We start from the raw sequence: 26,831 nt of genomic DNA, 5'->3' as shown, positions 1-26,831 counted from the left end.
TAGAACAAATTGAAACCGTATTCAATAGAAATATTATTTTTTATTTGCACAGAATCCCGACTTTTTTTCGTTTATATCATCTTTATTACGTTATTTAGCCTATAAAAACCCCCTGAATTGGATTTGACTCTCCATTTGAAAGCGTATATAATCCAACTGAGTTCAACAATAGAAACGTTTCGATTAATAATACGACAGAATATTATGCTTCTATACTAGCTATTAGCCTGTTCAGCACTTTTTTGAATCAATTTTATCCAAAAAATCTCATGAATCTGAAAAAAAAGAGCTGTCCACCAACAATACAGCTTATGGAGGATTATGATGGAACAACACCTGAATTCCTATTTAGAAAACATGACGCTTGAAGAAAAAGTCGATCAACTGCTACAGCTTGTGGGTGCCTTCTTTGAAGAAGCGGGAACGGATAGTCAAATTACCGGCCCCATGGCTTCTCTCGGCATCACAGAGAAAAATGTCCATAACGTCGGTTCCGTGCTTGGTATCGCAGGGGCCAAGGAAGCGATTCGTGTTCAGCAGGCTCATTTGAGTAAAAATCGTCTGGGTATTCCGCTTTTAATTATGGCAGATATTGTACACGGCTTCAAAACGATTTTCCCTATACCGCTGGCCATTGGTTGCTCATGGGATATGCAACTTGCAGAAGAGAGCGCTACCATTGCAGCCCGCGAGGCGGCTGTATCCGGTGTTCACGTCACATTCGCTCCTATGGTCGATCTAGTGCGTGACCCGCGCTGGGGCCGTGTGATGGAATCTACAGGGGAAGACCCTTACCTCAACAGCGAATTTGCTCGTGCGTTTGTGCGCGGGTTTCAGGGTAAAGATCTGACGAACGATACCGACCGGGTGGCCGCATGCGTGAAGCATTTTGCCGCATATGGAGCTGGCGAAGGCGGACGGGATTACAACACTGTAGATGTATCCGCATGGCAGCTGCGAGAGTATTATCTCCCCTCCTACAAAGCTGCTTTAGATGAAGGCTGCGAAATGGTGATGACGTCCTTCAATACCGTAGAAGGCGTAGCAGCAACGGGCAATAAGCGCCTGATGCGTGATTTGCTTCGTGATGAATGGGGCTTTGATGGTGTGCTCATCTCGGATTGGGCCGCCATCAAGGAGCTTATCCCTCACGGCATCGCCGAGGATGAGCGCGAGGCAGCGAAGAAAGCACTGCTGGCTGGCGTAGATATTGAAATGATGACCTCCTGCTATAACGGGCATCTGCCTGAGCTGGTTCGCAGCGGACAACTGGATGAAGCGCTCATTGATGAAGCCGTGATGCGTATATTGAAGCTCAAGCAAAAGCTGGGCTTGTTCGAAAATCCGCTACGCGGCGCAGACCCTGAGCGTGAACGTGAAGTTGTGTTCTGCGAAGCTCACCGTACGGTTGCCAAAGAATTAGCTATTAAATCTTGCGTGTTGCTCAAAAATGATTCCGTTCTTCCATTGAATCGCAATCAACATATTGCGTTGATCGGACCTTTTGCAGAGAGCGGTGATATCCTGGGCTCTTGGTCGTGGAGCGGTTCACAGGAGGAAGCTATTCGCGTTGTCGACGGGTTCCAATCGAAAATATCCTCCTCGCTGCTCACGGTTGCGGCAGGTTTCTCTACCGACGATATAACTGAGGAGCAATATGCGGAAGCTCTGCAAGCAGCCAGCCAAGCAGAGGTTATCGTGTTGGCGCTTGGTGAGCGCTCCGATATGAGTGGTGAAGCAGGCAGCCGTTCCAATATTCGCCTGCCACAAGCCCAGTTGGAACTGGTGAAGCGCCTGAAGACGCTGAACAAGCCTATGGTAGCCGTATTATTTAATGGTCGTCCGTTGGATCTGCACGGTGTCATTGAAGAAGCAGACGCCGTATTGGAAGCCTGGTTCCCTGGTGGTGAAGGCGGCGCGGCGATTGCCGATTTGTTGTACGGTGATGCCGAACCTACGGGTCGTCTGACCATGTCCTTCCCGCAAACGGTCGGACAGGTGCCCGTGTATTACAATCATTTTAATACGGGACGCCCGCAGTTAGATCCGAATACAAAAGAACGCTACGTGTCTCAATATCTAGACGTACCAAACGAACCTTTATTCCCGTTCGGCTATGGACTGAGTTACACCGATGTAGCCTATGACAGCGTACAGCTTTCCGGCGATACCCTTATACCTGGTCAGGAACTGACCATTAAAGTGCAGGTAACGAACACAGGAACACGTCCGGTCGAGGAAACCGTCCAGTTCTATGTTCGTGATATCAGCGGTGATACAGTTCGTCCAATGAAAGAACTGAAGGATTTCTGCAAAGTCCTTCTTGCCCCAGGCGAAAGCCGGGAAGTGGAATTTGCATTGACCGAGCCTCAGCTGCGCTATCATCATGCAGATTTGAGCTTCAGCAGTGACAGCGGTGAATTTGCCGTCTTTACAGGACCTAACAGCCGAGATACTAGTGAAAGCCGTTTTCGGTTAGTGAAATAAACAGGAAAGTGAGGCGTTCCCTTTGATGAATACAAGTCTGGATCAAAATATTTTGCTGCGGGCCGGCGACCTGTCTTTTACCTTCTTAAGCAGTGGTGATGTGTATAAGATCGCCCACGGCTCAACGATGATCAACCAACTGTTGACCAATTCAGTCGACGGTTCCTTGAACAATCTGTACTTGAGATTGTACCGTCCGTCCGGTGTAAGTATCACTCCCCTGCTTGGAGTTCGCTCACCGGGAGTAATCCGACAAACGGATCAGCAGATTATTTGGGAAGGTTTCACCGCTGGTGTAGGCTATCAGGTGACCTTCACGCTAAGCCGCCTGGGAGTATGGTTCTGGGATGTAACCCTACAGGGCGATGACGTGGAAGCAGATATCGTGTACGGTCAGGATATCGGCATTGCCGATACCGCTGCTGTGCGCAGTAATGAAGCTTATTTGTCTCAATATATTGACCACACCGTCTACCATGATGAACAAAGAGGCTACACCGTTTGCTCACGTCAAAACCAGCCTCAAAGTCAGGCGTTCCCATACATTCAACAAGGTTCGTTAACCCGCACTGTTGGTTACTCGACTGACGGATTTCAGTTCTTTGGACTTTCGTACAAAGAAACGAATGAGCCGGAAGCACTCCATCGTGACTCGCTCGCCAATGAAGTGTACCAATACGAATTCGCCTATACCGCGTTGCAATCTGAGCGGGTGAAACTTGCAGGGGAAGCTCGCTTTACTTTTTACGGTCTGTTCCAGCCCAATCATCCAGCCGCAGTGACAAAGCTAGAGTATCAGGAGCTGGTGACAAAGGCACGCGACGAAGTAGCTACCGTTCTAGCGGACACTTCCGAGACCAGCATACCGGCACACGCGACAAGTGATCTTCAGGCAGGGCGTGTGGCTCCAGCTCAAACCATCGGTGAGCCGCTGCGCACGCTGGACTTAACCGCTGCCGAAGTGAATCAACTTTTCCCGAAACGGCAGGAAGAAGAACGGGATGGCGATGAACTACTTTCCTTTTTCACGGACAGATATGAGCATGTTGTACTCAAATCCAAAGAGCTTCGTGTAGAGCGTCCCCATGGGCACATTTTAATGGGCGGGCATTACTCAGGAGGTAAGGAAGAAACCATTACAACCACCTCCTATATGTACGGGGTGTTCAATTCCCAGCTCGTTATCGGCAATACGAATTTCAATAAAATGATCACCAACGCGCGTAATGCGCTCAATATTCCCAAGACATCCGGTCAGCGTATCTATGTCGGAATCCAAGGGAAATACCGCCTGCTCACGATGCCTTCCCTGTTCGAGATTGGCTTCAATTATGTGCGCTGGTACTACAAAACGGCTGACGATACATTCATTATTACAAACCATACGAATGCCGATAGCCCAGAAGTACGGCTTCATATGCGTGCGGCAAGCGGCAAAACCTATCCGTTCCTCATCACTCAGCAAATGTCTATGCATGTGAACGAATATGAGCTTCCGTTTCATATGGAACGTGAAGGTGACGCCCTGCTCTTCCGGGCAGACTCTGCTTCCCTGAGCGCCGAAGCCTATCCAGACCTGCTGTACCGAATGCACATAGAGGGCGCTCCATTACAGCATGTGAGCGACGCTCACGTACTGCTACAGGGGAATGCTTCCCCTGATGCGTCTCTGGTTGTGCTGGAGCTGGGTGACAGTAGCGAATGGACCTGCACCGTGCAGGGTTGGCTGAATGGGCCTTCAGCCGGGCAAGAATCAACGCACAAAGAGCGTCACGCTTCCTTTGAAGATGAGCGCGAGCGCTATCGGGAATATTTTGCCGAGCTTATGAACGGTTTCCATCTATCGCTGGGTCAACACGAAACGAGCGAGCTATTCCGAGTGAACGCAGTGGCTTGGTGGTACACCCACAATATGCTCGTTCACTACTCTGTGCCTCACGGTCTGGAGCAATACGGCGGCGCTGCTTGGGGAACACGTGATGTGTGTCAGGGGCCTGTGGAATACTTCTCAGCTACGCAAAAGTTCGACGAGGTTCGTTCCATTCTGCTGACTGTTTTCAGCCATCAGTACGAGGACAGCGGAAACTGGCCGCAATGGTTTATGTTTGACAACTATACTCACGTGCAGCAAGAAGAAAGCCATGGGGATATTATCGTCTGGCCGCTCAAGGTACTGGGCGATTATTTGACCGCTACCCGTGATTACAGTATTCTGGGAGAAAATGTGCCTTACACCCATCGGCATACTTTCGATTATACCAAGCAAACCGCGACTCTCATGGAACATGCCCTGAAGGAAATCGAATATATTCGGGAGAATTTCCTTCATGATACGTATTTGTCGGCCTATGGCGACGGCGATTGGGATGATACCCTCCAGCCAGCCAATGCTCAGCTGAAGCAATATATGGCGAGCAGCTGGACAGTTGCACTCACCTACCAAGTTATTAGTAACTTTGCTGCTGCTTTGGAGCAGGCCCCCGCAGGTGTAGTAAGCGAAGCCGACAAGATCGCACAAGATCTACATCAAATGGCCAATGGCATCCGTAAAGACTTTAACCGCTACATGCTGGAGAGCGGAATTATTCCGGGCTTCGTGTATATGGAAGAGCCCGGTCAACCTAAGCTGATGCTCCATCCGTCTGACACTGAGACAGGAATCCATTATCGGTTGCTGCCAATGACACGCAGCATGATCAGCCAACTGCTCACGCCTGAGCAAGCATTGGCTCATGAGCAGATCATCCGTGAGCAGTTCCTCTGCCCGGATGGTGTGCGTCTGATGAACCGCCCTGCACAGTATGATGGCGGTGTGAGCTCGCACTTCAAGCGTGCAGAGCAAGCGGCCAACTTTGGACGTGAGGTCGGGCTGCAATATGTGCATGCCCATATCCGCTTTGCGGAAGCGATGGCCAAGTTGGGACGCAAGGATGACGCTTGGCACAGCTTGAAGCTCATCAATCCGGTCGGCATCCGTGCGTCCGTACCGAATGCTGAATGGCGCCAAAGCAACGCCTATTTCAGTAGCTCGGACGGTAAATTTAACACCCGCTATGAAGCACAGGAACGGTTTGGTGAACTGCGTGAAGGAGCCATCCCCGTCAAAGGCGGCTGGAGAATCTATTCCAGCGGTCCGGGAATCTACATGAATCAGCTCATATCGAATGTCCTTGGTATTCGTCAGTCGGGCGAAGATCTGATCCTGGACCCTGTGCTACCGGATCATCTCGACGGATTAGAATTTGAATTTTCCTTTGCAGGAAAACCAATTACCTTCGTCTACCGCATGCTGCAAGAGCGTACTGGTAGTGAGCAAGGCCTTGCAGTATTGAACGGAACACCACTGGAAAGCGTGCCAGCCGATGATAATCGTTACCGCTCCGGTGCCTTGCGTATCAAACGTGAGATTTTCGAGCAGGCCTTAGCAGAACATGACGGTGTACACCGTCTGGAGATTATTTTATAAAGAGTTTTTGATGCTAAATCTAGTATAGGCAACAAAGGGATGGCGATCTTGCGGGATCGCCCTTTGCTGCTTATGTGTAGGACTACGACATTTGGAATAGATATGTGGTTAATAATGAATATACAATAGCAATTATAAGACGGACGACAAGGAGGTGACGATGTGGTCAGCATTAAAGATATCGCCAAACAGGCGGGCGTTTCCATATCTACCGTTTCATATGCCTTGAATGGTAGCGATAAGGTAACAGAAGAAACTTGCGCACGTATTTTAGCGATTGCCAAAGAGCTTAACTATGTGCCCAATGCCGCCGCACGTAATCTCAAGAAAAGGCAGACCAAAATTATTGGCGTTTTCCTGACTGATTTCCGTGGAGACGTTTATGGAGATTTACTGTACGGCATCAAGGAAATTTTGAACCGCAAGGGCTATGATCTCATCGTATGCAGCGGTAAGCAGTCTCACCGAATGCTGCCGGAACGCATGATCGACGGCGCCATTGTGCTGGATCAGACGTTTGAAAGTCAGGAGCTACTGAACTATGCCGAGCGAGGACATAAAATTGTCGTATTGGACCGTGAACTGAATCATCCTAACATTAACCAGGTGCTGCTGGATAACAAAGCGGGCGCCGCTCTCGCAATCGAACATTTATTGGAATTGGGACACCGTAAGCTATATGTGGTTACCGGACCAGAAGGTTCTTACGATTCATGGCAACGGATGCAGGCGGTCAAGCAGACCATTGAGCGTAACGGCGTCGCTGAAATGATCGAAATTGACGGCGATTTTGAGAAATCGGGTGGCGAACAGGCGGCTGAAATCATTTTGCAGCAACAAGTTAGCCCGGGTTCGGAACCTGTAGCCGTATTTTGTCTCAATGATGAAATGGCAGTGGGCTTTTACAATCGAATGGCTCAGTCAGAGCTGACGATTGGCAAGGATATTCATATCGTCGGCTTTGATAATATCGAGCTGGCGCAATATATTCAGCCCCGTCTGACAACGATTGACTATTCCAAACGTAAATGGGGCGCTGTAGCTGCCGAACAAGTTCTCAAAATCATTGCCGGGGAAGACGTGGAGCATGAACGTTTATACGTTACGCTTGTCCAAAGAGAATCGGCAGGCGCAGCATTCATCACCCAAGATCAACAGAATCTGTAATGAACAACGCAGAAGTAACCTGCTCGCCAGCCTCAAAAAAAGAACTTCCATAGTCCCAGAACACGGGTTGGAAGTTCTTTTGGTTATACTTTTTTAACCTAACAAATCCTCAATTAAATTCGACAACGACCGTAAGGGATTGCCAATCGTTTCCCCCGTCTCCAGCTCCACCTGTAACGCAGCATCAACCATAGACAACTGTGCTACAGCCAGCCCTCTGCTTGGATCAGCCTTCCTCAGCTCATACAGCGAACGAACCAGCAATTCCTTATACTCGTCTTCACGTCCCTGCATAATCAGTTCAAAAGCGTCCTCCACCACCTTAACCTCTATCCAAGAAGAGATATCTGGTTTGCCTAACAGAGCAGCCGTATGATAAAGACGCTTCATCGTTCCCTCTACAGTAGCCGGATTCGTGAATACCAAGGTCCGTGGCAGCAAATCATCGCATATCTCATGAAAAAAGGGCTCATCCAGCGCGATTACTGGTGTAGACATGGTCAATTGAGCCTTTTCCGCCAAAACGATATAATTCGTGCACGTTACCAAAATAACGTCTATGTCGCTTTGGGCAATCCAGCTTAGTTGCTCTTCTACCTTGCGACTGGCATCGTCCGCAGAAAAATGCGGGTCTGACGAGATCCGGCGCATAAGCCCAGGGTCCACAAAATGTATCAGCTCCACCTCATAAGAAGCAAAAACTCGTTCCACATAGGCTATGTTCGAGTGATGTGCATGCAGGCAGCCCACACGTTGCTTTAAGCCTTCCATCGTTCAACCCCCTGTTATATGTTTGCATCATTTTAACAGGAACAGGACGGTTGGAAAAGCGTGCCAATCACGCCATACCACAAACGCACTTTCTTAAAACTTGCCGTTTGTATTTTTCCACTCTGTTTTAGCTGGAACCTCCTGAACTACGTCCCAATGTTCTGCTACCTTGCCGTTCTCTACCCGGAACAGATCATAGACAGCGGCTGAAGTTCCCTTAGACGATGTCAATTCACTCACAACCAGCACGAAGTTGCCTTCTCCAATAACCATGTGGACCTGACCATACCCAAAAGAAGCTCCTTGGCTTCCCGCTGCGGAAAATGCTTGCTTCAAATTGGATACACCGTCACCAAAAAGAGGATTATGCTGAATGTACTGATCACCATTATAATAACTTTCCAATGCAGCACGATTTTTGCCAACTAGAACATCATCCACAAACTTGCGGATCAGCGCTTTGTTGGTCTCGGTTTGGTTGAGATCCGTGATTTGTGTTGTTCCATCAATCATGGTGTGTCCGCTTGAATTGGCTGGAGCCGAGTCCTGTATGTTGTCCCAATGCTCAACAATTTTACCATTGCTATCGAAGCGGAAAATATCAAAAACAATGCTCGTTTTCCCTGCAATGGACTCTTTATAATGAACCGCTACATAATTACCATCCTGAATTACACGTTGGATTTCAACCTGTACATTGGCTCCCTTCGACTGGATAATCCCTTGCAGCAACGCATCTCTTCCGCTAGCAAAGCTCAGATTGTGCTGGATGTACTGATCTTTGCTGATCCAAGTCTCGGCCGCTTTCGTGTCTCCGGTTTCAAAGCTTTTCACGATTTCAACGACCTTATCCTTGTTACTCACCCCAATTTGCACCGTTTGGCTGGCCGGGTCCCAAATCACTTGCTTGCCCCATGCCTCTTTGACGACATCAACCGGTACATAGGTTACCCCTTGCTTGGTCAATAGGGTCGAGGTGGATAGCGGTACCTTAATCCCGTTGATTTGCGCTTCCGGACTGCCAGATACCAGTACAACCGTCGCCTGATCATATCGGATAGTCGTGCTTTGTCGTGCCGTATTGAACGTAATATGCTTGGCATCCATCGGAATTCCCAAACTGGAGGCCAATTGTCTCAAGGGAATTAAAACCTGCTTATTTCTCACGATAGGCGCAATTTTGTAAGCCTCTTTCTTGCCATCTACCCAAACCTGAATACCCGTAGTAGGTTTTACCTCGGCTGCTAAAGCCGGTACAGCAGAAGACAGAACAAGCAAACCAGCGAGTGCAGCAGTAACCGTATGTTTTTTCATGAATGTGAACCCCTCTCAACCTATAAAATAGAATGTGGAAAACAATTTCCTTTTATGTAACTAATGTAGTTACACCTAATCGCAAAAAGCAACTTTTCCCCGCCTATCTAACTTTAAACCCCATTTAAATGTTTTGAAACCTCAATAACCCACCTTTCAAAAATTTATACTTGTACTGCTACAATGCAAGCCACAAGCCTTAGAATAAAGGATATGGGGAGCAATAACAATGTGTGATAAGTTGCTAATGCCGAAACTCAAAAAAAGCGGCTCCTATCGCCAAGCGAATGAACGCTTTTTGAATAGTAAGCCGCTGTTAACCCCATTGCTATTGTTATACGGATAACGTTCTCCGAAACTTGATAAAGCTCCCGATTCGCCATATTGAGATATATACCAGCGCCATCGTAATTGCCAGCATGCTAATTCCGGTCGTACCCAGACTACTGAGGTACTGGGTCAAAACAACGCGAATCAAGATAATAGCGATAATAATATATTTAAAATATTGGTTCGGCTTGGGATAAATAAGACCGTCATCCCGTCTTTCATACGCCGTATGCAGCAAAATAACATAGCCAAACAGAGCCCCTAATAGCCCGGCAACCAGCAGTTCCCAAAAGGCGGGGGGCGCGTACGTTTGACCGGGAATATGCATTAATTGGTACACAGACATCATCATAAGCGGGAACGCGATAAACAAGGGGAGCAGAATCCGGATTCCGTTTCCTTTTACCGGCCCCCCTCGTCTTTTGGTTCTCAACCAGATCATCAGCCCCACCAAAACAGCCAACAATGCATATATAAATATCGTCGTCATGGTGAAACTCCTTCCTCATAGATCCTATAGATACGCTAGCCTAAATCGACAGTTTTTTCTCCAGTAGATAAGCGCTCAAGCGGATTAATACATATGCAGCAACCCAGCTGATCAACACCGCAATCGGGAAATGCCAGGTAAAAGAAAACCATTGTCCTGTTTGAACATGGTCAAACTGCTCATAAAGCCCCTGATCGCCTGACCAATAAAAGACACTCCCGCCACCCATCAAAAGAATCCAGAGTATCGGGCTAATCGGCCGCAAGGTGCTGTATTTGGTACTGGCCGTCAGCAGACCCAACGCAATAACCAACGGTGTGAAAGCGATAATCATCACAAACCAGTTCAATCCAGCTATAATAAAGGACGCTGCATCCGCAAACGTATAAGGCTGGATGGTGGATGAGATGAACAGCGCGTACAGAGAACCTACCACAAACAGGCACAAGGTCACGACCACGGCTTGTAAAATAGCAGCAATCCATTTGGCGCTAATCAGCCACATGCGCGGATAGGGCAGAGTCAGCCACCATCCGTAGGTGTCATTCTCCCATTCTCTTCTCAGACTTCCCACACCCATGAAAATGATCATGTAGGGCAAGCCCAAGGTGACATACCACAGCCTTGTCAATTCGAGCTGGTTGTGAAGCGCGAAATACAAGGAAATAACGAACGCCACAATTAGAAATAGTGAGAAATATACAAGTCTCCACGATCTGGGCAGTCGATTGCGGCTCTGCTTTCTCCAGCTTCCTTTATTTCGAAATTCATGGCGTATCAAATCTTTGAACAGCCCTGATGAATTCACGCCTTCCACTCCTTTTTATACAAATTGCGGAACACCTGATTCAGCGAGCCATGCTCTGCACGCAGATCATCCGAATCACCAGACCATATGACCCGTCCGCGGTCCATCATGACCGTGTAGTCAAACAAGCCTTCCACTTCCTGAATATCATGCGTGCTAATGAGTATAGACTGCTGGCGACCCTCCAAATAATCAATAATCCCGGCCACGATCGCTTCTCTGGAGAGGACATCAATGCCCGCAAACGGTTCATCCAGGATCATGAGCGGAACCTCACGCGCCAGACATAAAATCAGTAGCACACGTGCCTCCTGTCCGCGACTCAACCCGGCCATTTTCAACTCCAACTCTACGTCCATATGATCAGCAAGTTTATAGGCATCTTTTATATTGAAGCCAGGCAAAAAGGATTCCCCCCACTCCAGTGTCTGCTGCACCGTATGATTAGGGTACCAGCGAGCCCTGTCAGGCAGATAGGATATGCCACGATTGGTTTCCCAACCTGGCTTTTGTCCCAATACCTGAAGCTCGCCCCCATCCGGTCGAATTAATCCGGTGATTGCTCGAAAGAAGCTGGACTTCCCACAGCCATTGGGTCCAAGCACCCCTACAATGCGTCCCGCCGGAATGACGACATCCAAGTGGTCCAGCGCTTTTTTACTTTCATATTGCTTCGTCAGATGACTCGCAACCACAATAGATTCCGTCATGCCCCTTCGCCTCCTCCCTCGTCATTTCCGTCCTGTTTGCTTCTTATATACTGCTGTACATCTTCCCACGATAACCCCAGACTGCTCATCTGTCCGAGAAACTGATCTATATACGTTATAGCCAATTGTTCCCGAAAGCTGGCAATCCGTTCACTGGACGAAGTAACATAAGTGCCTAACCCGCGCCGCTTCTCAGTCAATCCGTCCCGCTCCAGCTCCTGATACGCCCGCATCACAGTATTCGGATTCATGCGTAGTTCCTGCGCCAGATCACGAACAGATGGCATTTTGCTTCCCATTTCGATCTCCCCTTTAGCAATGGAGCTTCGTACTTGATTTAATATTTGCTCATATAATGGCTGGCTGAAGTCAATTAGAAATCGGAACGAGCCAACCCGTTGTTCTTCCATGGGTGTTTCCCCCTAATCGGCTGTATCTATCGTGCCTGTAGTGTATTATATCACTTAATACACGTAATACAAGTACCACCTTATTAAAATGTTAGTCATGCTCTCAAAATTTCATTCAGTAAATGCTCAGCTTGCACTCAGATAGCATTCAAGTTGATCCCTTATGATGTATCACGTACCAAACAAACCATAACCGAAAGGTGGAAAATGAAGATGAAGAGCACCAAGAAGGCAATTTTGGCCGGAACGATGGCCTTGGCATTTTTAGGAGGCGGGGTACTGTACTCCACAAGCGCAGCCCATGCTGCTTCAACTACACCTGAGAAGGCTCCCATTGCAGACAAAGCACAGGCACCTAAGGGTAACCCCGGCGATGCTAACGGCCCTAAAATCGCAGGAGGAAACTATGCTGAGAACAAAGCTCTCCTGAAATTATTGAAATTGTCCTCCAGTCAGTTGGATACACAATTGAAAGCAGGTAAACCCCTTGCTACAATCGCCAAAGCACAAGGTGTGAGCGTAAATTCCGTTATTGATGTGATGGTTTCAGATATGAAAGCGAAATTGGCTACGGAAAAACAAAACGGCAAGATTACAGCAACTGAATATAACCAACGTGTCTCTGATCTAAAGAAAATGATGACAGATATGGTGAATGGCGTGAAACCATCCAAACCACCAGTAGATGGCGGTAAAGCCGATGCAGGTAAAGCTCCTGCTCAAGGAGATGCAGCCAAGGCTCCTGCTAAAACCAATGCAGCTAAAGCCTCTGCTAAGCAAAAATAGCTACCGCCACCCATGTATAATAAATCTCCATCCGGCTTCCCTGTACGGATGGAGAAATCAATAAGCTTGTCCCCTGCTGCTGATACAACAGGAGGGGACAAGCTTATTTGTCATGTAAACAAGATAATATGTGGTAGACTAACATGATCCAGAGGTCATTTTCACTAAAATTCATAATAAGGAGAATGTAATGAAAATAAATAAACAGGAATTTGATATACGAGGAATGAGCTATACGATCAGATCTGCCATGATTCAAGATGCGAAGAATTTGTCTGAAATCCGTTTGCTGATTGATGGAGAGACTGAAAATTTAGACAGAGAGAAGGGAGAAGCGTTTATAAGTACATCCGGTTTTGAACAGCTCATTGAATCAGATACAGAGAATAACAGAAACCTATTTTTAGTTGCGGTAGTTCATGATAAAATCGTCGGATTTTCAAGATGTGAGGGCCATGTTCTGAGCAGATTCTCTCATAAGGTTGAATTTGGCGTATGCGTACTAAAGGATTTTTGGGGTTATGGGATCGGGACGAATCTTTTAAAAAAATCTATTTCTTGGGCTGACTCCAATGGCATTAAGAAAATAACTCTACAAGTTTTGGAAACGAATGATAAAGCCATTGAGCTCTATAAAAAACATGGATTTGAGATCGAAGGGTTATTAAAAAACGATAAGGTTCTTTCAGATGGCAAATACTACAACACCATAATCATGGGGAGATTTCATAAATAAAAAAAGACCCTGTTCAACAGGATCTTTCATCTTTGTATCGCCACACTTACCCTAGTAGCGATAATCATCATAAGGATTGCGATTACGATACTGATCACGCGGCTGCTGGGCTGCGGTAATCATCAAAAATATGCCTGAGATCAAATGCATCAACCAGCCCACAATCGGAATCCATCCAATAACCGAGGTCACGATCCCTAAAATAGATCCATAATAAGACTCTCTATTCGTCACCGATAGCACCAACGTAACAATGTGGAAAATCAGCATAAAGAACAATATAGTATACGCGGAATTTACGACGAGCAGCCCGCCCAAAACGGGAATAGCTAAAAACAGCTCCAATCCGCCTGTAATCCATTTTAATGTTTTTGATGGTGTCATTGTTCCACTCTCCCAATGCTGTTTCATTCCATAATTATATCCCATCCCTATGTAGGATGACATACATTTTTTAACATAATATATGCTTATATCGTGACAGTCTCACCCCTTTTTCGAATGAGCTAAGCCCTGGCTACATATATGTGAGAGAGAATGAAATTCCGTGATTTCTAAAGGGGTGAACACGATGGGATATTATATTGAGGTGGAACGCGGCGTGAAGCTGTATGTCGAGGATATTGGAGAAGGCATCCCTGTTCTGATGGTTCACGGCTGGCCGCTGGATCACCGAATGTACGAATACCAGGCCGCCTTGTTGCCTGCTTACGGGTATCGCTGTATTCAGGTTGATCTTAGGGGGTTCGGCAAGTCTGATCGACCATGGCATGGATACAATTATGATCGATTGGCGGACGATCTGCTGGCTGTTATGCAGGCGCTTCAGTTAAACCAGGTACGGCTGATCGGTTTTTCGATGGGGGGAGCTATTGTCACACGCTACATGAGCAGGCACCGGGGATTTGGCGTCAATCAGTTGATCTTGATCGGAGCAGCTACGCCCCGATTCACCCCAACCAGCGACTTCCCTTACGGTACTCCTGTCACAGAGGTAGATAAACTCATCAAACAAGCCTATACAGATCGTCCACAACTGGTAACTTCTTTTGGCGAGATGTTGTTTGCCAATCCCGTCAGCCAGAGCTTACGCGACTGGTTACGCGATCAGGGTTTTGCGGCTACAGTTCATAGCATGGCTTGTACTTTGTATTCACTACGTGACTCTGATTTGCGCCCTGATTTGCCATGTATACACGTGCCTACTTGGATTCTACACGGCAAGCTGGATCGGGTCTGTCCTTTCCCCCTGGCTGTCCAAACTCAAAAAGGAATTGCCGGATCAAAGCTTATTCCTTTCGAACGAAGCGGGCACGGTGTATTTTACGAAGCGCTACCCGAATTTAATTCTATCTTACTGAGCATACTAGCCCCATCCTCCACACCATAATTGAAAGCCTATTCATTCTTATGTATAATTTATATTTATAAAAAACAAAAAGACGCCTCAGCGCCGTTAATGGCTATGGGGCATCTTTCACTACAAACATTTATCCGTTTAGGATTGTTTGGTATGATTGAAGCTCGTATTATTTAAAACAGCCAGCTTTTTCTCGCCCTTCACCATGGCAGAACCGCAAATGGGGCATGTCGGCTCGACAGAAAAAGCGAAGTTATCCCGCATCCAGCCGTTACATGTATCGCTGGCGCAATTCCAGACAGTTGTAATTTCCTCAGGAATCTCATCCATTGGCTTTTTCCGTGAATTGTACATAAACATCCCTCTTTCTTCATGATTTATAAAGCGATAAGATGTAATCAGTTCAAAAACGGTCTTGTGAACAGATAAAAACAAATGCCCCAAACGCTATGTTCGGGGCATCTGAAGTAGGCTGTAATTTTAAATTACAGTTTTACAACGTTCTCAGCTTGTGGTCCACGGTTTCCTTCAACTACGTTGAATTCTACGCGTTGGCCTTCGTCCAAAGATTTGAAACCTTCGCCTTGGATTGCGGAGAAATGTACGAATACGTCGCTTCCACCTTCAACCTCGATGAAACCGAAACCTTTTTCTGCGTTAAACCATTTAACTGTACCTGTTTGCATGGAATTACCTCCAAAATGTATTTATATGACCTTTATTTTTTACAAATAAAAATTCACATATTGCACAAGGTTATTTCAACCTAAAACAATAACCCTCTACAATATGTGAATCTCAGGTCACAATTTCAATATACTCATATTACCATAAGTGTATTGAAAACGCAAGCACTGGAGAATTTAATTTGTGCAGAGTGCTTATGTTCTCTATTGCTGCTTCAAAGCTGTGTTCATTCGGCGGCAGTGAGTCATTAACGCCTACTTAAAACATTATATCCGCAGTTGCTTCCTATTATACCAGCAATCAAGAAATAAATATACAAAACATTGTGCAGGAGACGAACTTCTTAATAAAGCCCATCTCCTGCGTTTATTTGCTCATTTTGAATTACAATTCTGCCAGTGCTTTAATTTCCTCTGCTGTCAGCGCTTTGTTATACAATTGAACTTCATCCAGGCTGCCATTGAAGTAAGCATCGGCGGCAAAGCGGCTTTTGCCGAGATAAGCCTCGCTCGTCAGCAACTCATTGGGATTAAAGGTAATGCCGTCATTAACAGCTACTTCCTCACCATTTACATACAGCTTTCCTATATTCCCTTCCAGTGTAACCGCTACATGCGTCCACTGGTTTAGAGGTAATGATGATTTGGAAAGCAAGCTTTGATCCGCACCCTCATGGATTGTAAACTGGAGCACACCGTTTCCTTGGGAAGGGGTAAGAAACATATGCCGGGCTTGGCCGTTGCCGAAGTCAAAAATCCGTTGCCAAGCTGCACCGCCCTTCCAGTTCACCCAAGCAGAAAAGGTAAAATCCTTCGCATCTGTTACTGTATTTGGTAGTTGCACGTAACCATCCTTACCGTTTAGGACAAGCGCACCTCCAAGCTTCCCGTCTTTATCCCATGCAGCACCACCATAGGCCTTACCATCGAATTGATTGTATGTGCTGTCGACAACCGAAGTTCCTTGATCTTCACTCCACGAATAGCGTGCGAGCTGAGGACCCTGGGCCTGCCCGGGAACAATGGCTGTAAAGTTTTTCTTAGCTGTGGCTTTGTCCTTTTTGATGGTCGCTGTCAATATAACTGTTACTGGCTGAGAACCGGCTTCTGGACGGTATACTTCACCTGTCACAGAAATATTCTCCGGGTGGGTGGATTCCCATGAAATAGTGGTATCTTGTGCTGCTTGAGTAGGTAGCGTCAGATTATAAAGAACATTGCTCGTATCGCCCAGGCTCAGATCCTTTTGCACAGCAGCTACAATTTTGCTGGCCTTCAGGTCAGGCTTTAGCGAACCCCATACCGCAACACCCTTGGAGGACAACGCGGTAAAAGCAAGCGTCTTGGCACCTGTGTCTGGATCACGGTGCCGCAGGAATACACCTTTGTACTTCGTGCCCTCTGCTGTAATTTCCAGCTGATTGCCTGCCCCCAACTTCCATGTACCGTTCACTCCACCAGACAGCTTGCCGCCGCTATCCAGACTGACGTTAACGGCTTGCTTAATATTTGCCGAAATTTCCTTCCCGTGATTTACATACGAATATTGACCGAGGACATCCTTTTCTGACAGCTTTTTAAGTGAATCTTCATCTCCCGAATAACGATAAGGAGCAACCACAGGCCAACCGTCAGCGTTCATGAACATTTCATGTACCCGCACTTCAAACTGTTCGCCTCTCCCCGGGAAACGGGAATGGAATATAACAAAATGCTTTTTCGTCTTGAAATCATAATAAGCCGAGTTGTGTCCGGGCGACACATAGCCTGCACCCAGTCCAGTACCCGGATCACCAATCTCTCTGGGAATCAGGTAATTACCTATCAGTTTGACACCGTATGGTTCAATGGAAGCGTCATCAAAAAGTGGTTTATCAGGATTCGCCTTGACCTTGATCATATCATTGCCTTCAGCATCGTAGAAAGGACCATCTGGTGTTTTGGACCGAGCCACCCGCAGGTTGTATCCACCATCCGCTGACAATCCACCATAAGACAGGAACAAGTAATAGTAGTCCGTTTGCGGACTGTATTGTATGTACGGTCCTTCCATACGAGCATGGTTGCCGCCTGTCAGCTTTTTCCCGTAGCCTTGACCAGGGAGCGGCTTCCCTGTTTTTTCATCCATCTGCATAATGAAGATGCCTCCTGAGTAGGAGCCATATACCATCCACAACTTGCCGTTCTTATCATAAAAAGTGTCCGGGTCTACGGCATTTGGATGCTTGGTTGCGTCATAGATCGTCCCATCCTCACTCGGTTGGTCCCACATGCCGGATTTTAGAAAAATGCCTTTATTCTTATAAGGCCCTTCAATTTTATCAGCAACTGCTAGGCCCATTGCTGAACGCGGTGAGTCACCCTTGCAAGCATTATAATACATATAGAACTTGCCATCTGCCAGTTGAATGACATCTGCTGCCCACAGCGTGTCCGTCTGTGCCCAATCCAGCGCTTCCTTTAATTCTTCTTTGACGTTAGGAATCAATGCATTACCATTCGCCACTCCTGTAGCAATCGTATCCCAATTCATGAGGTCTTTGGACTTGGCAGCCGCCAGATGTGAGCCAAAAATGTAAAATGTGTCTTTCACTTTCAGTATGGATGGATCATGTACGGAAGTCTCCTTGAAAGAGACAGCCTTTTTACTTTGAATTGAAAAGTTTTCTAGGTCTTGAGCTTGAAGGGAAGTTTGTCCCACATTTTGAATTCCATTTGTATCTGAATTGAGTGTTTGCTCGGCACCTACAAAAGAAGCAGGCAACAACAGCGCACCTGCGAGTGAAGCTGCCGCCGCTTTACGAACGAATGTTTGCTTCATAAATCAATCTCCTCTCGTTTTGAACATCCCTGATAACATAAAACAATATTGAGAAAGCGGTCAGGATTATGTTTGTATTAACTTCTTCACCCTCTAATTTAAAGTTGCTCATCCCTCCTTTTTCGAATTAAAGCGCTTTCAATTAATATGAAAAATAAAAGCACCTTCTGTTAAGAAGGACGATTCAAACCTGGCGGTTAACCGTACCTCTATATTATTCAATGGATATGGAAAATTCAATATGTAATTTTATATTTTTATGAATTATTCATTGAATTATTAACATTAATAAATGTATTGCGTAAATTTCTAGTTTAAAGTTATAATTTTACAAGTAAAATTCTATATGTTTCCTGCCGATATACCTACAAGGACAACTTTACGGATACTGTAAAGCAACTTTTAGATTTTATAAGGAGGTGAAAAATATATGCAATGGTATTTAAATGCATTAAAAAACTATGTAGGGTTTCAAGGTAGAGCAAGACGTACAGAGTATTGGATGTTTGTACTATTTAGTGCAATCGCTAGCTTTGTAGTCAGCCTGATCGATAGTCTTGTAGGCTTATCACCGGTATTGACTTTGATTTATTCTCTTGCTGTCCTGTTGCCATCCTTGGCCGTTATGGCCCGTAGACTGCATGACACAGGTAGAAGCGGATGGTGGATTCTAATCAGTCTGATCCCTCTGGTAGGGTCAATTATTTTGATTGTATTCTTCTGCCAAGACAGTCAGCCTGGCGACAATAAGTATGGAAAAAACCCTAAATTGTAATGGTTGTAGATGTCTAAAACCTCTTTCACTTTTGTGAAGGAGGTTTTTTTCATATCTGTATCTCCCCCATCAAAATTTCAGCAGTAAGTTTATCTAGAGACCCCGGCGTCCATACTGGATTAAAAAGTATCCTCAATAGAGAGGGAGAACGTTCATGCGTTTTCGGAAAAGAACCCCCCCTAACAAAATTAAAAAGCCGCCAGTCCAGCACAGCGAAAGTAAGCCTGAGCATTCAGGAGAGCAGCTCAGTGCGAATATCGGAAGCAATCTTCAGCAAATCAGACAAGCACTTGGTAACAGCACCGATATCATCATAAGAGAAATTCGTATCGGCAAGGATGGTGACCAGCTCATTGCAATCCTCTATACGGACGGTTTGGCGGACAAAAATATAGTCTCCGACTTCATTATGGAATCGATGATGCTGGATAGTAACTTGTCCAGAGACGTAGAGTGCAGGCTCCAGAACTCCTCTAGTGTCATGCAAGTATTGAAAGATCATGCCCTAACCATCGGGGGCATCCGGGAGATTATAGACTTTGAAACCTTATATAACGCGCTGTTTTCCGGGGATGCTGTCATTTTGATTGACGGTGAGACACAGGGATTAGTTGCCAGTGCACGTGGATGGAAGGATCGCGGTGTCACCGAGCCTGCCTCGGAAAATGTCGTCCGTGGGCCGCGAGAAGGATTTTCTGAGACACTGCGCACGAATACGGCATTGATTCGGCGTAAGATTAAAGATCCGAATTTGTGGCTGGAAACCAAACAAATCGGTCGTGTAACCCAGACCGAAGTCGCTGTCATGTATATCAAGGGGATTGCAAACCCTAAATTGGTCGAGGAAGTGCATGAGCGATTGAATCGCATTGATGTGGACGGCATTCTCGAAAGCGGGTATATCGAGGAATTAATCCAAGACGAAACTTTTACGCCTTTTCCGACAGTATACAACTCTGAACGCCCAGACGTGATCGCTGCCGAGCTGTTGGAAGGAAAAATCGCGATCCTGGTGGATGGAACCCCGTTTGTGCTTGTCGTGCCTGCGCTGTTTGTTTCCTTCCTGCATGCCGCGGAGGATTATTATCAGCGTGCAGACATTAGCAGCTTCATCCGGGTTCTTCGTTACACCGGAGTTTTTATCTCCCTGCTCGGTCCGTCCTTATATGTTGCCATCACTACGTTTCATCAGGAAATGCTGCCGACCTCACTGTTGATCGGTCTAGCGGCACAGCGGGAGGCTGTTCCCTTCCCTGCCTTTATTGAAGCACTCATGATGGAACTGACTTTTGAAATATTGCGGGAAGCTGGCGTTCGTATGCCAAAATACATCGGGGCAGCCGTCTCTATCGTGGGCACACTCGTCATCGGACAAGCTGCCGTCGAGGCGGGCATCATATCTGCTGCGATGGTTATTGTCGTATCGATTACTGCAATTTCCAGCTTTGTACTTCCTGCCTATAATATGTCCATCGCTTTTCGTATGCTGCGGTTCCCCTTGATGGGACTTGCCGCTTCCTTTGGGCTGTTCGGGATTATCGTTGGAGGCATTGCCCTGGTCCTGCATATGTGCAGCCTTCGTTCGTTCGGCGTTCCCTATATGACTCCTTTTGCACCTCTAATACCGTCGGACACCAAAGATACCATATTTCGGTTTCCTCACTGGATGATGATTTCACGTCCCCGGTTAGTCGATCAGAAGAATGTCAAACGTCGAAACAGCGCTCCACCTCGCAAATCAAGGGAATAAAAGAAAAGAGAAACAGTCGGAAAGGAGTGGATAATCATGAAGCGGAAGAAAGCGATTCTGTTCCTGATTCTTGCACTCGTTTTACTTCTGACGGGCTGTTGGAATCGCAGGGAGTTGAATGAGCTTGCCATCGCCGTTGGTATGGGGATTGATAAACAAGGAGATCAATTCCGGGTCTCTCTCCAAGTGGTGGACCCTGGAAAAGCATCAGCCAAAAAAGGATCGGGCGGTGGTGCTCCAGCCACCTTGTATACAGAAGAAGCGGATACCATATTTGAAGCGATCCGAAAAATAACAACGATTAGCCCCCGGAGAATGTATTTTTCTCATCTGCGTATATGTGTAATCGGTGAATCGATGGCCACCGAAGGAATGGCGAAATCCTTAGATTTACTCTCCAGATATCATCAGTTCCGAACCGATTTTTATATTGTAGTGTCCAAGGGCACTAGTGCGGAGGATACGTTGAAAATTATGACACCTTTAGATCCGATTCCCGCAAATGACCTTTTCTCCTCTCTGGAAACATCACAAAAAAACTGGTCACCCAGTACGACAGTAACTTTGGATGAATTGGTATCAGCACTCACCAGTGAAGGAATGCAGCCTGTCTTGACAGGACTCCGAATCGTTGGCGATAAAGAAATGGGAGAAACAAGCGGGAATGTGCAAAAAATCGCCCCGCCCGCCCGATTACAGTATTCGGGACTTGCTGTATTCAGAAAAGACCGATTAATCGGTTGGTTAAATGAAACTGAAAGTAGAGGCTACAACTTCATCCTCGGCAAAGTGCAGAGTTCTGTCGGCTTTGTGGCTTGCCCTGGGGGCGGCAAAGTCGTCTCGGAAATCATTAGAACCCAAACCTCTATAAAAGGGAGCGTTTATAGGGGGGAGCCCCAGATCAATATAAAAATGCAGGTTGAGGCCAACCTGGGGGAAGTTGAATGTACCGGCCTGGATTTGACCCAGGTGGAGACGATTTATGACCTTGAAAACAAAGAGGAAGAAAAAATAGAAGAGTTTATGAAAATGGCTGTCAGAAAAGCCCAAAAATCATACAAAGCTGATATCTTCGGATTCGGTGAAGCCATTCACCGTGCTGACCCGAGGACCTGGAAATCCATTAAAAAAAATTGGGATTATGAATACTTTACAGAATTACCTGTACATATCAAGGTGGATTTCAAGATTCGGCGCTTGGGTACGATTGGCAGCTCATTTTTGAATGATATTAAGGAGTAAATCCCTTACCCTACAAAGAAGGTGTTTTCCAAGATGCTGTCTCATATGGTGAACGTTTTGGGCATATTACTGATCGCTGCTGCAATCAGCTTGGTCGAGATCCCCTACATGTGGAAAAAGGGATTTAAAAAAGAACTTTGGTTATTTTCCATCCTTCTATTTGTTGCGGTTGGAATTAGCTGTGCCAAGGCATTACACTGGCAAATTCCCACTCCCCTGGATTGGATAACAGCCGTATATAGACCATTTAGCGATTTCCTGACCCATATCGGTCTAATCAGATAAGACGAGGTGAACATTGGTGCCCGGACAGATTAAAATTTCAGCACGCCAAATTATGATTTTAACAGCTTTATTTACGATCGGGAGTGCGATCCTCATCGTCCCTTCAGGCATGGCATCGGTAGCCAAACAAGATGCGTGGATTGCCGCGCTCGTTGGAGTCGGGGCAGGGCTCCTTATCTTGTATATGTACAGCAAGATTGCAGCTCTGTATCCAGAGATGACGCTGATTGGGATTATGGAAACCCTGCTCGGAAAATGGTTAGGCAAAGCCGCCGGTCTTTTGTTTTTCATTATACTATTCATCAATGCCCCTGCACCCGTTTTATTTTATATAGGGAATTTTATGACTACTCAAATGATACCGGAAACACCGATTCTAGCGGTAAATATTCTCTTTGCACTTATTGTAGTATTGGCTGCTCGGCTGGGTCTCGAAGTGCTGGCCCGTTCAGCCGAACTGCTGTTTCCGTTATTTACTCTGCTTTATATTTCTTTTGTAGGTTTAGTGGTGTCCGATATTAAGCTGGAAAATGTTCAACCTGTATTGGAGGCGGGAGTTGGACCTATTTGGCCTGCTGCCCTGTCCTTTTGTAGCACTGTGTTTATACCTCATATTATTTTTCTCATGATCTTCCCGGATTCTATAAATCGTTCCGATCAAACCCGTAAAGCCTTTTTCCTAGGTAGCCTGATTGGCGGATTGATGTTGGTCGTGGTGGTTACATTGGCGATTTTGGTATTAGGTCCTGACTTAACAGCAAGAAATCTGTATCCTAGCTATGCGTTAGCCAAAAAAATTAGCATCGGAAATTTTTTACAGCGCATCGAGGCTATCATGGCTACTATGTGGTTTATTTCACTCTTTTTTAGAATTACGCTGTATATTCACACGACGGTGACAGCAATAGCCCAAATCTTCCGTTTGAAAGAAGACCGACAATTGGTGCTTCCTCTCGGAATGGTTGTAGTCATCCTGTCCATTATCGTGTATCCCAATGTCCCTTACCAACAAACCTATGATACAAAGACGTGGGTTCCTTACTCACTATCCATCGGGTTGTTTTTCCCCTTACTATTGCTCTGTATTCATGGGATACGAACAATGTGGTCAAAGAAAAGGGCAGAATCCAAAGGGTAAATCACATCCATTATTCGCATCCGTGAATTTTTTTTGGCTTTACCTGTTTACATCCTCCTCTTTTAGTTTATTTTAAACGAGTATTAAGCTGGCGCTAAGATTGGGTGTGTATGATGTATATTAGAATCTGGTAACTACATAAGCCGGATCGGCTAAAGGCATAAACATTACTCCCGTTGGATATCCATATAAGGCTCCACCCTGTCAGAAATTGAATGAAACACAAAGGAGATTTACACTTATGAATCGAAAACGAATGTTGGTCATCTGTACACTGTTGCTGGCGTTATCTATTGGGCAGTCTTCTACTTGGGGAAGTCGGGCTAATGCTGCTACACTGGCTCCAGAGAGAGCCCCTCAGGTACAGGATAATGAAGCTTCCAAGGATGATGAACTTTTGAAAACACTGGGCGCATCCTCGGATGAGCAATTGTATGATGCGTTATATAACGGTCAAACCTTGGCAGATATTGCACAATCCAATAAACAGGACGCACAGGCTGTTGTTGATTTACAGGTAGCTCAGTTAACGAAGCAGTTGGATCAACGACTGGCCAATAAGAGCATTACGCCTGAGCAATACCAAGCCCATAAGGCAGAATTGACACAGGTCGTTGCTAAAAGTGTGTTCGGGCTGTAAGCAATAACACGACAGAATGTGAAAAAGGCGCTGAACCCATGGGGGCCAGCGCCTTTTGGCTTGTCTATATTTTATTGTAAATTACACTTGATATACTCGGATCAAGTTAGTGGTGCCCGCCTCAGCGACAGGAACACCTGCCGACAGAACTACAGTATCCCCTTTATGGATATATCCTGCATTCAGGGCGTTACGGATGGAGGATTCAAACATTTCATCCGTTGTAGCTACTTTATCCCCTTTGATCGGGAATACACCGGATAACAGGCAAATTTTAGCGAATACCGTATTATTCGGAGTAACCGCAATAATAGGTGCCTTCGGACGATATTTGGATACCATACGTGCCGTGAATCCACTGGCAGTCGAGGTAATAATCGCTTTGGCATCCAGCTCCAGAGACGAACTTACCGCACCTTGACTAATCACTTCGGTAATGTTGGTGCTTTGACGTGCTCTGCGCTTATCGAACTGCTCCTGATAATCCAATTGTGATTCTGCACTGGCAGCTACCGCAGCCATGGTCCGTACAGACTCGACAGGATATTTACCTGCAGCAGATTCGCCCGACAGCATAACAACATCGGCTCCTTGCATAACGGCATTAAACACGTCACTAACTTCGGCTCTCGTCGGACGCGGGTTCACCTGCATGGATTCCAGCATGTGGGTAGCTACGATAACGGGCTTGCCGACCAGATTACACTTGTCGATCATTTCTTTTTGCATCACAGGCACATCTTGAATCGGCACCTCGACGCCCAGATCGCCACGGGCTACCATAATGCCATCGGAAGCTTCGATAATATCATCCAGGTTTTCCATACCTTCAGCATTTTCAATTTTGGAATAAATTTGTACATGCTCAGCATGATGTCCCTTCAAAATCTCACGGATTTCACGGATATCGTCGCCTTTACGCACAAAAGAAGCCGCAATAAGCTCAACACGCTGCTCCACCCCAAATTGGATGTGCTTCACATCTCGCTCCGTCACGCCTGGAAGGGTCGTATGAATCCCTGGCAGGTTCACACCTTTTCTCGGCTTCAAAATACCGCCGCTTACAATATTACAAATCATTTCCGTACCTTCGATGGAGGTTACAGTCAGATCCACCAAACCGTCGTCAATGAGAATGCGGTCGCCTGGTTTGATGTCCTTCGGCATATCCGGGTAATTCACTGAAATACGATGCTCGTCCCCTAGAATCTCTTCTGTGGTCAGAATGAGCTGGCTACCTGGTTTCAGCAGACAAGATGCCTCTCTCAGCTTGCCAATCCGTATTTCCGGTCCTTTAATATCCATCATGACAGGGATAAAGGTATTCATTTCCTTCGCAGCCTGACGCACATTTTCGATACGTTTAACGTGATCTTCCAGTTCACCGTGAGCCATATTCAAACGGGCTACCGTCATACCAGCCTGGATCATTTCTTTTAACAACTGAATGGAGTCACAGGCAGGTCCCATAGTACAAATAATTTTCGTTTTAAGCATAGTAATGTCATCCTCCTGAATGTCTTTACTGTATGGTTTTCTATTCCACTTTGCTTCTCTATCTACATTAAACTTATATAGCTCTATTCTACCTGTACCCGTGCACCAAGACTATGAACTATAGTATGATGAATGTACTACAGTATAATGAGTGTTGAAGACATCGGGGAGTGAGTTTCGTGATTACATTGGTGGATATTCGGCAGGACAACGGTGTGGACTGGTATGAAAAGGCTCGCGCAAATAGCGACAACGATGACTTACTGTTCATTTTGGTCACCTTTGGCAAATGTGTATATTGGGTGAACGATTGCAAATTCATTCTCGGTAAGGGTGAAACGCTGCTTTTACCCAGTCATCTGGATTACTATGGCAAGAGCATTCCTACGCTTTTTCATACCAAGTATGTGATACATTGCCGCAAAACATGTACAAACAGCACACTTCCCATATTGAATACTGACAAGCCGTTGTTGATCAAACCTGGATGCTACGATATGCTGCATGAACGGATCAAATCGATGTACTATCAATGGACTGAACACCCAAGCTACTACACCATGATGGCTGACTGTCTGCTGACCGAGGCAATGATATATATGAATCAGGAATGGGACAAAGGCACCATTTCTTGCGATCGAGAGCGACATGTGGAACATATGAAACAGTATATCCAGAACCACTACCGTGAAAAGGTAACCAAGGAGGAGCTTGGCGACGCCATTCGTAAAACCCCCAATTATGCCGCGACGCTGCTGCGTGAGGTAACACGCCAAACGATCAGCGAGCATGTACATACACAACGTATTAAAACCGCCATTTACATGCTGACCGAGTCCCGGCTAACGATCCGTGAAATTTCGGAGTATGTGGGATATAGTGATGTTTCCTATTTTCATCGAATCTTCAAACGGTTGACAGGCTGCTCACCGTCCGAATTTCTGGATGAACGTTCCTCAATCGTTTAGAACTACAGAAATAGGATTATGGGAAGATGATGATACGAAGCGGATTTCATAGTTCAAGATTTTTGCAAAATCCTTAGTTAATAAAAATGGTCGTTCCACCTGAAATCCTGCTCCAGTAGCCCTTTTTCATTAGGGACCAAGAGCGTTCCATGTAGACGACCACCATATTTATGCTTACGTGCATGAAGCTGCGT

Annotated in this window: 24 protein-coding genes; 13 read left to right on the top strand and 11 right to left on the bottom strand. The window is 46.1% G+C overall.

Features of this window, described 5'->3' with window-relative positions; genetic code table 11:
* Positions 1-324: 324 nt before the first annotated feature.
* From bglX to KAI37_RS01615, 3 genes are all read left to right on the top strand, one after another.
* A complete protein-coding gene (gene bglX / locus KAI37_RS01625) occupies positions 325-2,487 on the top strand; it encodes a beta-glucosidase BglX (RefSeq protein ID WP_220031424.1) in 2,163 nt (720 codons plus the stop codon).
* A gap of 25 nt (positions 2,488-2,512) precedes the next feature.
* Positions 2,513-5,953, top strand: a complete 3,441-nt coding sequence (locus KAI37_RS01620) for a GH36-type glycosyl hydrolase domain-containing protein (RefSeq protein WP_220031423.1) — start codon at positions 2,513-2,515, stop codon at positions 5,951-5,953.
* A 162-nt stretch (positions 5,954-6,115) separates the two neighbouring features.
* Positions 6,116-7,120, top strand: a complete 1,005-nt coding sequence (locus KAI37_RS01615) for a LacI family DNA-binding transcriptional regulator (RefSeq protein ID WP_071639186.1) — start codon at positions 6,116-6,118, stop codon at positions 7,118-7,120.
* 93 nt (positions 7,121-7,213) lie between these two features.
* Here KAI37_RS01615 and KAI37_RS01610 read toward each other — a convergent pair whose 3' ends face one another.
* From KAI37_RS01610 to KAI37_RS01585, 6 genes are all read right to left on the bottom strand, one after another.
* On the bottom strand, positions 7,214-7,891 hold the full coding sequence (locus KAI37_RS01610; RefSeq protein WP_220030600.1) for a hypothetical protein: 678 nt from the start codon (positions 7,889-7,891) through the stop codon (positions 7,214-7,216).
* A 93-nt stretch (positions 7,892-7,984) separates the two neighbouring features.
* Positions 7,985-9,205 (bottom strand): stalk domain-containing protein, encoded by a 1,221-nt coding sequence (locus tag KAI37_RS01605; RefSeq protein WP_220030599.1) that lies wholly within the window; start codon positions 9,203-9,205, stop codon positions 7,985-7,987.
* 334 nt (positions 9,206-9,539) lie between these two features.
* On the bottom strand, positions 9,540-10,025 hold the full coding sequence (locus KAI37_RS01600; protein WP_076293857.1) for a CcdC protein domain-containing protein: 486 nt from the start codon (positions 10,023-10,025) through the stop codon (positions 9,540-9,542).
* A gap of 40 nt (positions 10,026-10,065) precedes the next feature.
* The gene (locus KAI37_RS01595; protein ID WP_071639181.1) at positions 10,066-10,833 is read right to left on the bottom strand and encodes an ABC transporter permease subunit; all 768 of its coding nucleotides are present in this window, start codon (positions 10,831-10,833) and stop codon (positions 10,066-10,068) included.
* Complete coding sequence (locus KAI37_RS01590; RefSeq protein WP_023986611.1) at positions 10,830-11,543, bottom strand: ABC transporter ATP-binding protein; 714 nt, start codon at positions 11,541-11,543, stop codon at positions 10,830-10,832. The genes KAI37_RS01595 and KAI37_RS01590 overlap by 4 nt, the downstream gene beginning before the upstream one ends.
* Positions 11,540-11,953 carry a GntR family transcriptional regulator gene (locus KAI37_RS01585; RefSeq protein WP_023986610.1) on the bottom strand — a complete coding sequence of 138 codons (414 nt, stop codon included), beginning with the start codon at positions 11,951-11,953 and terminating at the stop codon, positions 11,540-11,542. The genes KAI37_RS01590 and KAI37_RS01585 overlap by 4 nt, the downstream gene beginning before the upstream one ends.
* Positions 11,954-12,166: 213 nt before the next feature.
* On the opposite strand from KAI37_RS01585, the gene KAI37_RS01580 reads away from it, so the two are divergent.
* Together KAI37_RS01580 and KAI37_RS01575 are read left to right on the top strand one after the other, a co-directional pair.
* On the top strand, positions 12,167-12,739 hold the full coding sequence (locus KAI37_RS01580) for a hypothetical protein (RefSeq protein ID WP_076293855.1): 573 nt from the start codon (positions 12,167-12,169) through the stop codon (positions 12,737-12,739).
* A 190-nt stretch (positions 12,740-12,929) separates the two neighbouring features.
* The gene (locus tag KAI37_RS01575; protein WP_071559460.1) at positions 12,930-13,475 is read left to right on the top strand and encodes a GNAT family N-acetyltransferase; all 546 of its coding nucleotides are present in this window, start codon (positions 12,930-12,932) and stop codon (positions 13,473-13,475) included.
* A gap of 51 nt (positions 13,476-13,526) precedes the next feature.
* Here KAI37_RS01575 and KAI37_RS01570 read toward each other — a convergent pair whose 3' ends face one another.
* Positions 13,527-13,859 carry a hypothetical protein gene (locus KAI37_RS01570; RefSeq protein WP_013308359.1) on the bottom strand — a complete coding sequence of 111 codons (333 nt, stop codon included), beginning with the start codon at positions 13,857-13,859 and terminating at the stop codon, positions 13,527-13,529.
* Between the two features lie 187 nt (positions 13,860-14,046).
* On the opposite strand from KAI37_RS01570, the gene KAI37_RS01565 reads away from it, so the two are divergent.
* Complete coding sequence (locus tag KAI37_RS01565) at positions 14,047-14,865, top strand: alpha/beta fold hydrolase (RefSeq protein ID WP_071639178.1); 819 nt, start codon at positions 14,047-14,049, stop codon at positions 14,863-14,865.
* A gap of 108 nt (positions 14,866-14,973) precedes the next feature.
* Here KAI37_RS01565 and KAI37_RS01560 read toward each other — a convergent pair whose 3' ends face one another.
* The 3 genes from KAI37_RS01560 to abnB all read right to left on the bottom strand — a co-directional run bounded on the left by KAI37_RS01560 (position 14,974) and on the right by abnB (position 18,342).
* On the bottom strand, positions 14,974-15,189 hold the full coding sequence (locus tag KAI37_RS01560; protein ID WP_013308357.1) for a cold-shock protein: 216 nt from the start codon (positions 15,187-15,189) through the stop codon (positions 14,974-14,976).
* A 131-nt stretch (positions 15,190-15,320) separates the two neighbouring features.
* Complete coding sequence (locus tag KAI37_RS01555; RefSeq protein WP_007428290.1) at positions 15,321-15,521, bottom strand: cold-shock protein; 201 nt, start codon at positions 15,519-15,521, stop codon at positions 15,321-15,323.
* 385 nt (positions 15,522-15,906) lie between these two features.
* Positions 15,907-18,342 carry an arabinan endo-1,5-alpha-L-arabinosidase AbnB gene (abnB, locus tag KAI37_RS01550; RefSeq protein ID WP_220030598.1) on the bottom strand — a complete coding sequence of 812 codons (2,436 nt, stop codon included), beginning with the start codon at positions 18,340-18,342 and terminating at the stop codon, positions 15,907-15,909.
* A 430-nt stretch (positions 18,343-18,772) separates the two neighbouring features.
* On the opposite strand from abnB, the gene KAI37_RS01545 reads away from it, so the two are divergent.
* The 6 genes from KAI37_RS01545 (at position 18,773) to KAI37_RS01520 (ending at position 24,172) form a co-directional block, all read left to right on the top strand.
* On the top strand, positions 18,773-19,117 hold the full coding sequence (locus KAI37_RS01545; RefSeq protein ID WP_076293853.1) for a DUF805 domain-containing protein: 345 nt from the start codon (positions 18,773-18,775) through the stop codon (positions 19,115-19,117).
* Positions 19,118-19,271: 154 nt separating this feature from the next.
* Positions 19,272-20,867: a spore germination protein gene (locus tag KAI37_RS01540; RefSeq protein WP_220030597.1), complete on the top strand. Its 1,596-nt coding sequence runs from the start codon at positions 19,272-19,274 to the stop codon at positions 20,865-20,867.
* A gap of 36 nt (positions 20,868-20,903) precedes the next feature.
* Positions 20,904-22,109 carry a Ger(x)C family spore germination protein gene (locus KAI37_RS01535; RefSeq protein WP_220030596.1) on the top strand — a complete coding sequence of 402 codons (1,206 nt, stop codon included), beginning with the start codon at positions 20,904-20,906 and terminating at the stop codon, positions 22,107-22,109.
* 33 nt (positions 22,110-22,142) lie between these two features.
* Positions 22,143-22,394, top strand: coding sequence for a hypothetical protein (locus KAI37_RS01530; protein ID WP_081366787.1), 252 nt, complete (start codon positions 22,143-22,145; stop codon positions 22,392-22,394).
* Between the two features lie 16 nt (positions 22,395-22,410).
* Positions 22,411-23,532, top strand: a complete 1,122-nt coding sequence (locus KAI37_RS01525) for a GerAB/ArcD/ProY family transporter (RefSeq protein ID WP_220030595.1) — start codon at positions 22,411-22,413, stop codon at positions 23,530-23,532.
* A gap of 241 nt (positions 23,533-23,773) precedes the next feature.
* A complete protein-coding gene (locus tag KAI37_RS01520) occupies positions 23,774-24,172 on the top strand; it encodes a hypothetical protein (RefSeq protein WP_071639166.1) in 399 nt (132 codons plus the stop codon).
* An 81-nt stretch (positions 24,173-24,253) separates the two neighbouring features.
* Here the strand turns inward: KAI37_RS01520 and pyk are convergent, their stop codons facing one another.
* Positions 24,254-25,669 carry a pyruvate kinase gene (gene pyk, locus KAI37_RS01515; protein ID WP_071639164.1) on the bottom strand — a complete coding sequence of 472 codons (1,416 nt, stop codon included), beginning with the start codon at positions 25,667-25,669 and terminating at the stop codon, positions 24,254-24,256.
* A 179-nt stretch (positions 25,670-25,848) separates the two neighbouring features.
* On the opposite strand from pyk, the gene KAI37_RS01510 reads away from it, so the two are divergent.
* Positions 25,849-26,637, top strand: a complete 789-nt coding sequence (locus KAI37_RS01510; protein ID WP_071639162.1) for a helix-turn-helix domain-containing protein — start codon at positions 25,849-25,851, stop codon at positions 26,635-26,637.
* The last annotated feature ends 194 nt before the right edge of the window (positions 26,638-26,831 follow it).

The sequence above is a fragment of the Paenibacillus sp. S25 genome (assembly GCF_019454085.1).
Lineage (GTDB): Bacteria > Bacillota > Bacilli > Paenibacillales > Paenibacillaceae > Paenibacillus > Paenibacillus polymyxa_B.
This window is presented reverse-complemented; position numbering and strand designations above follow the sequence as displayed.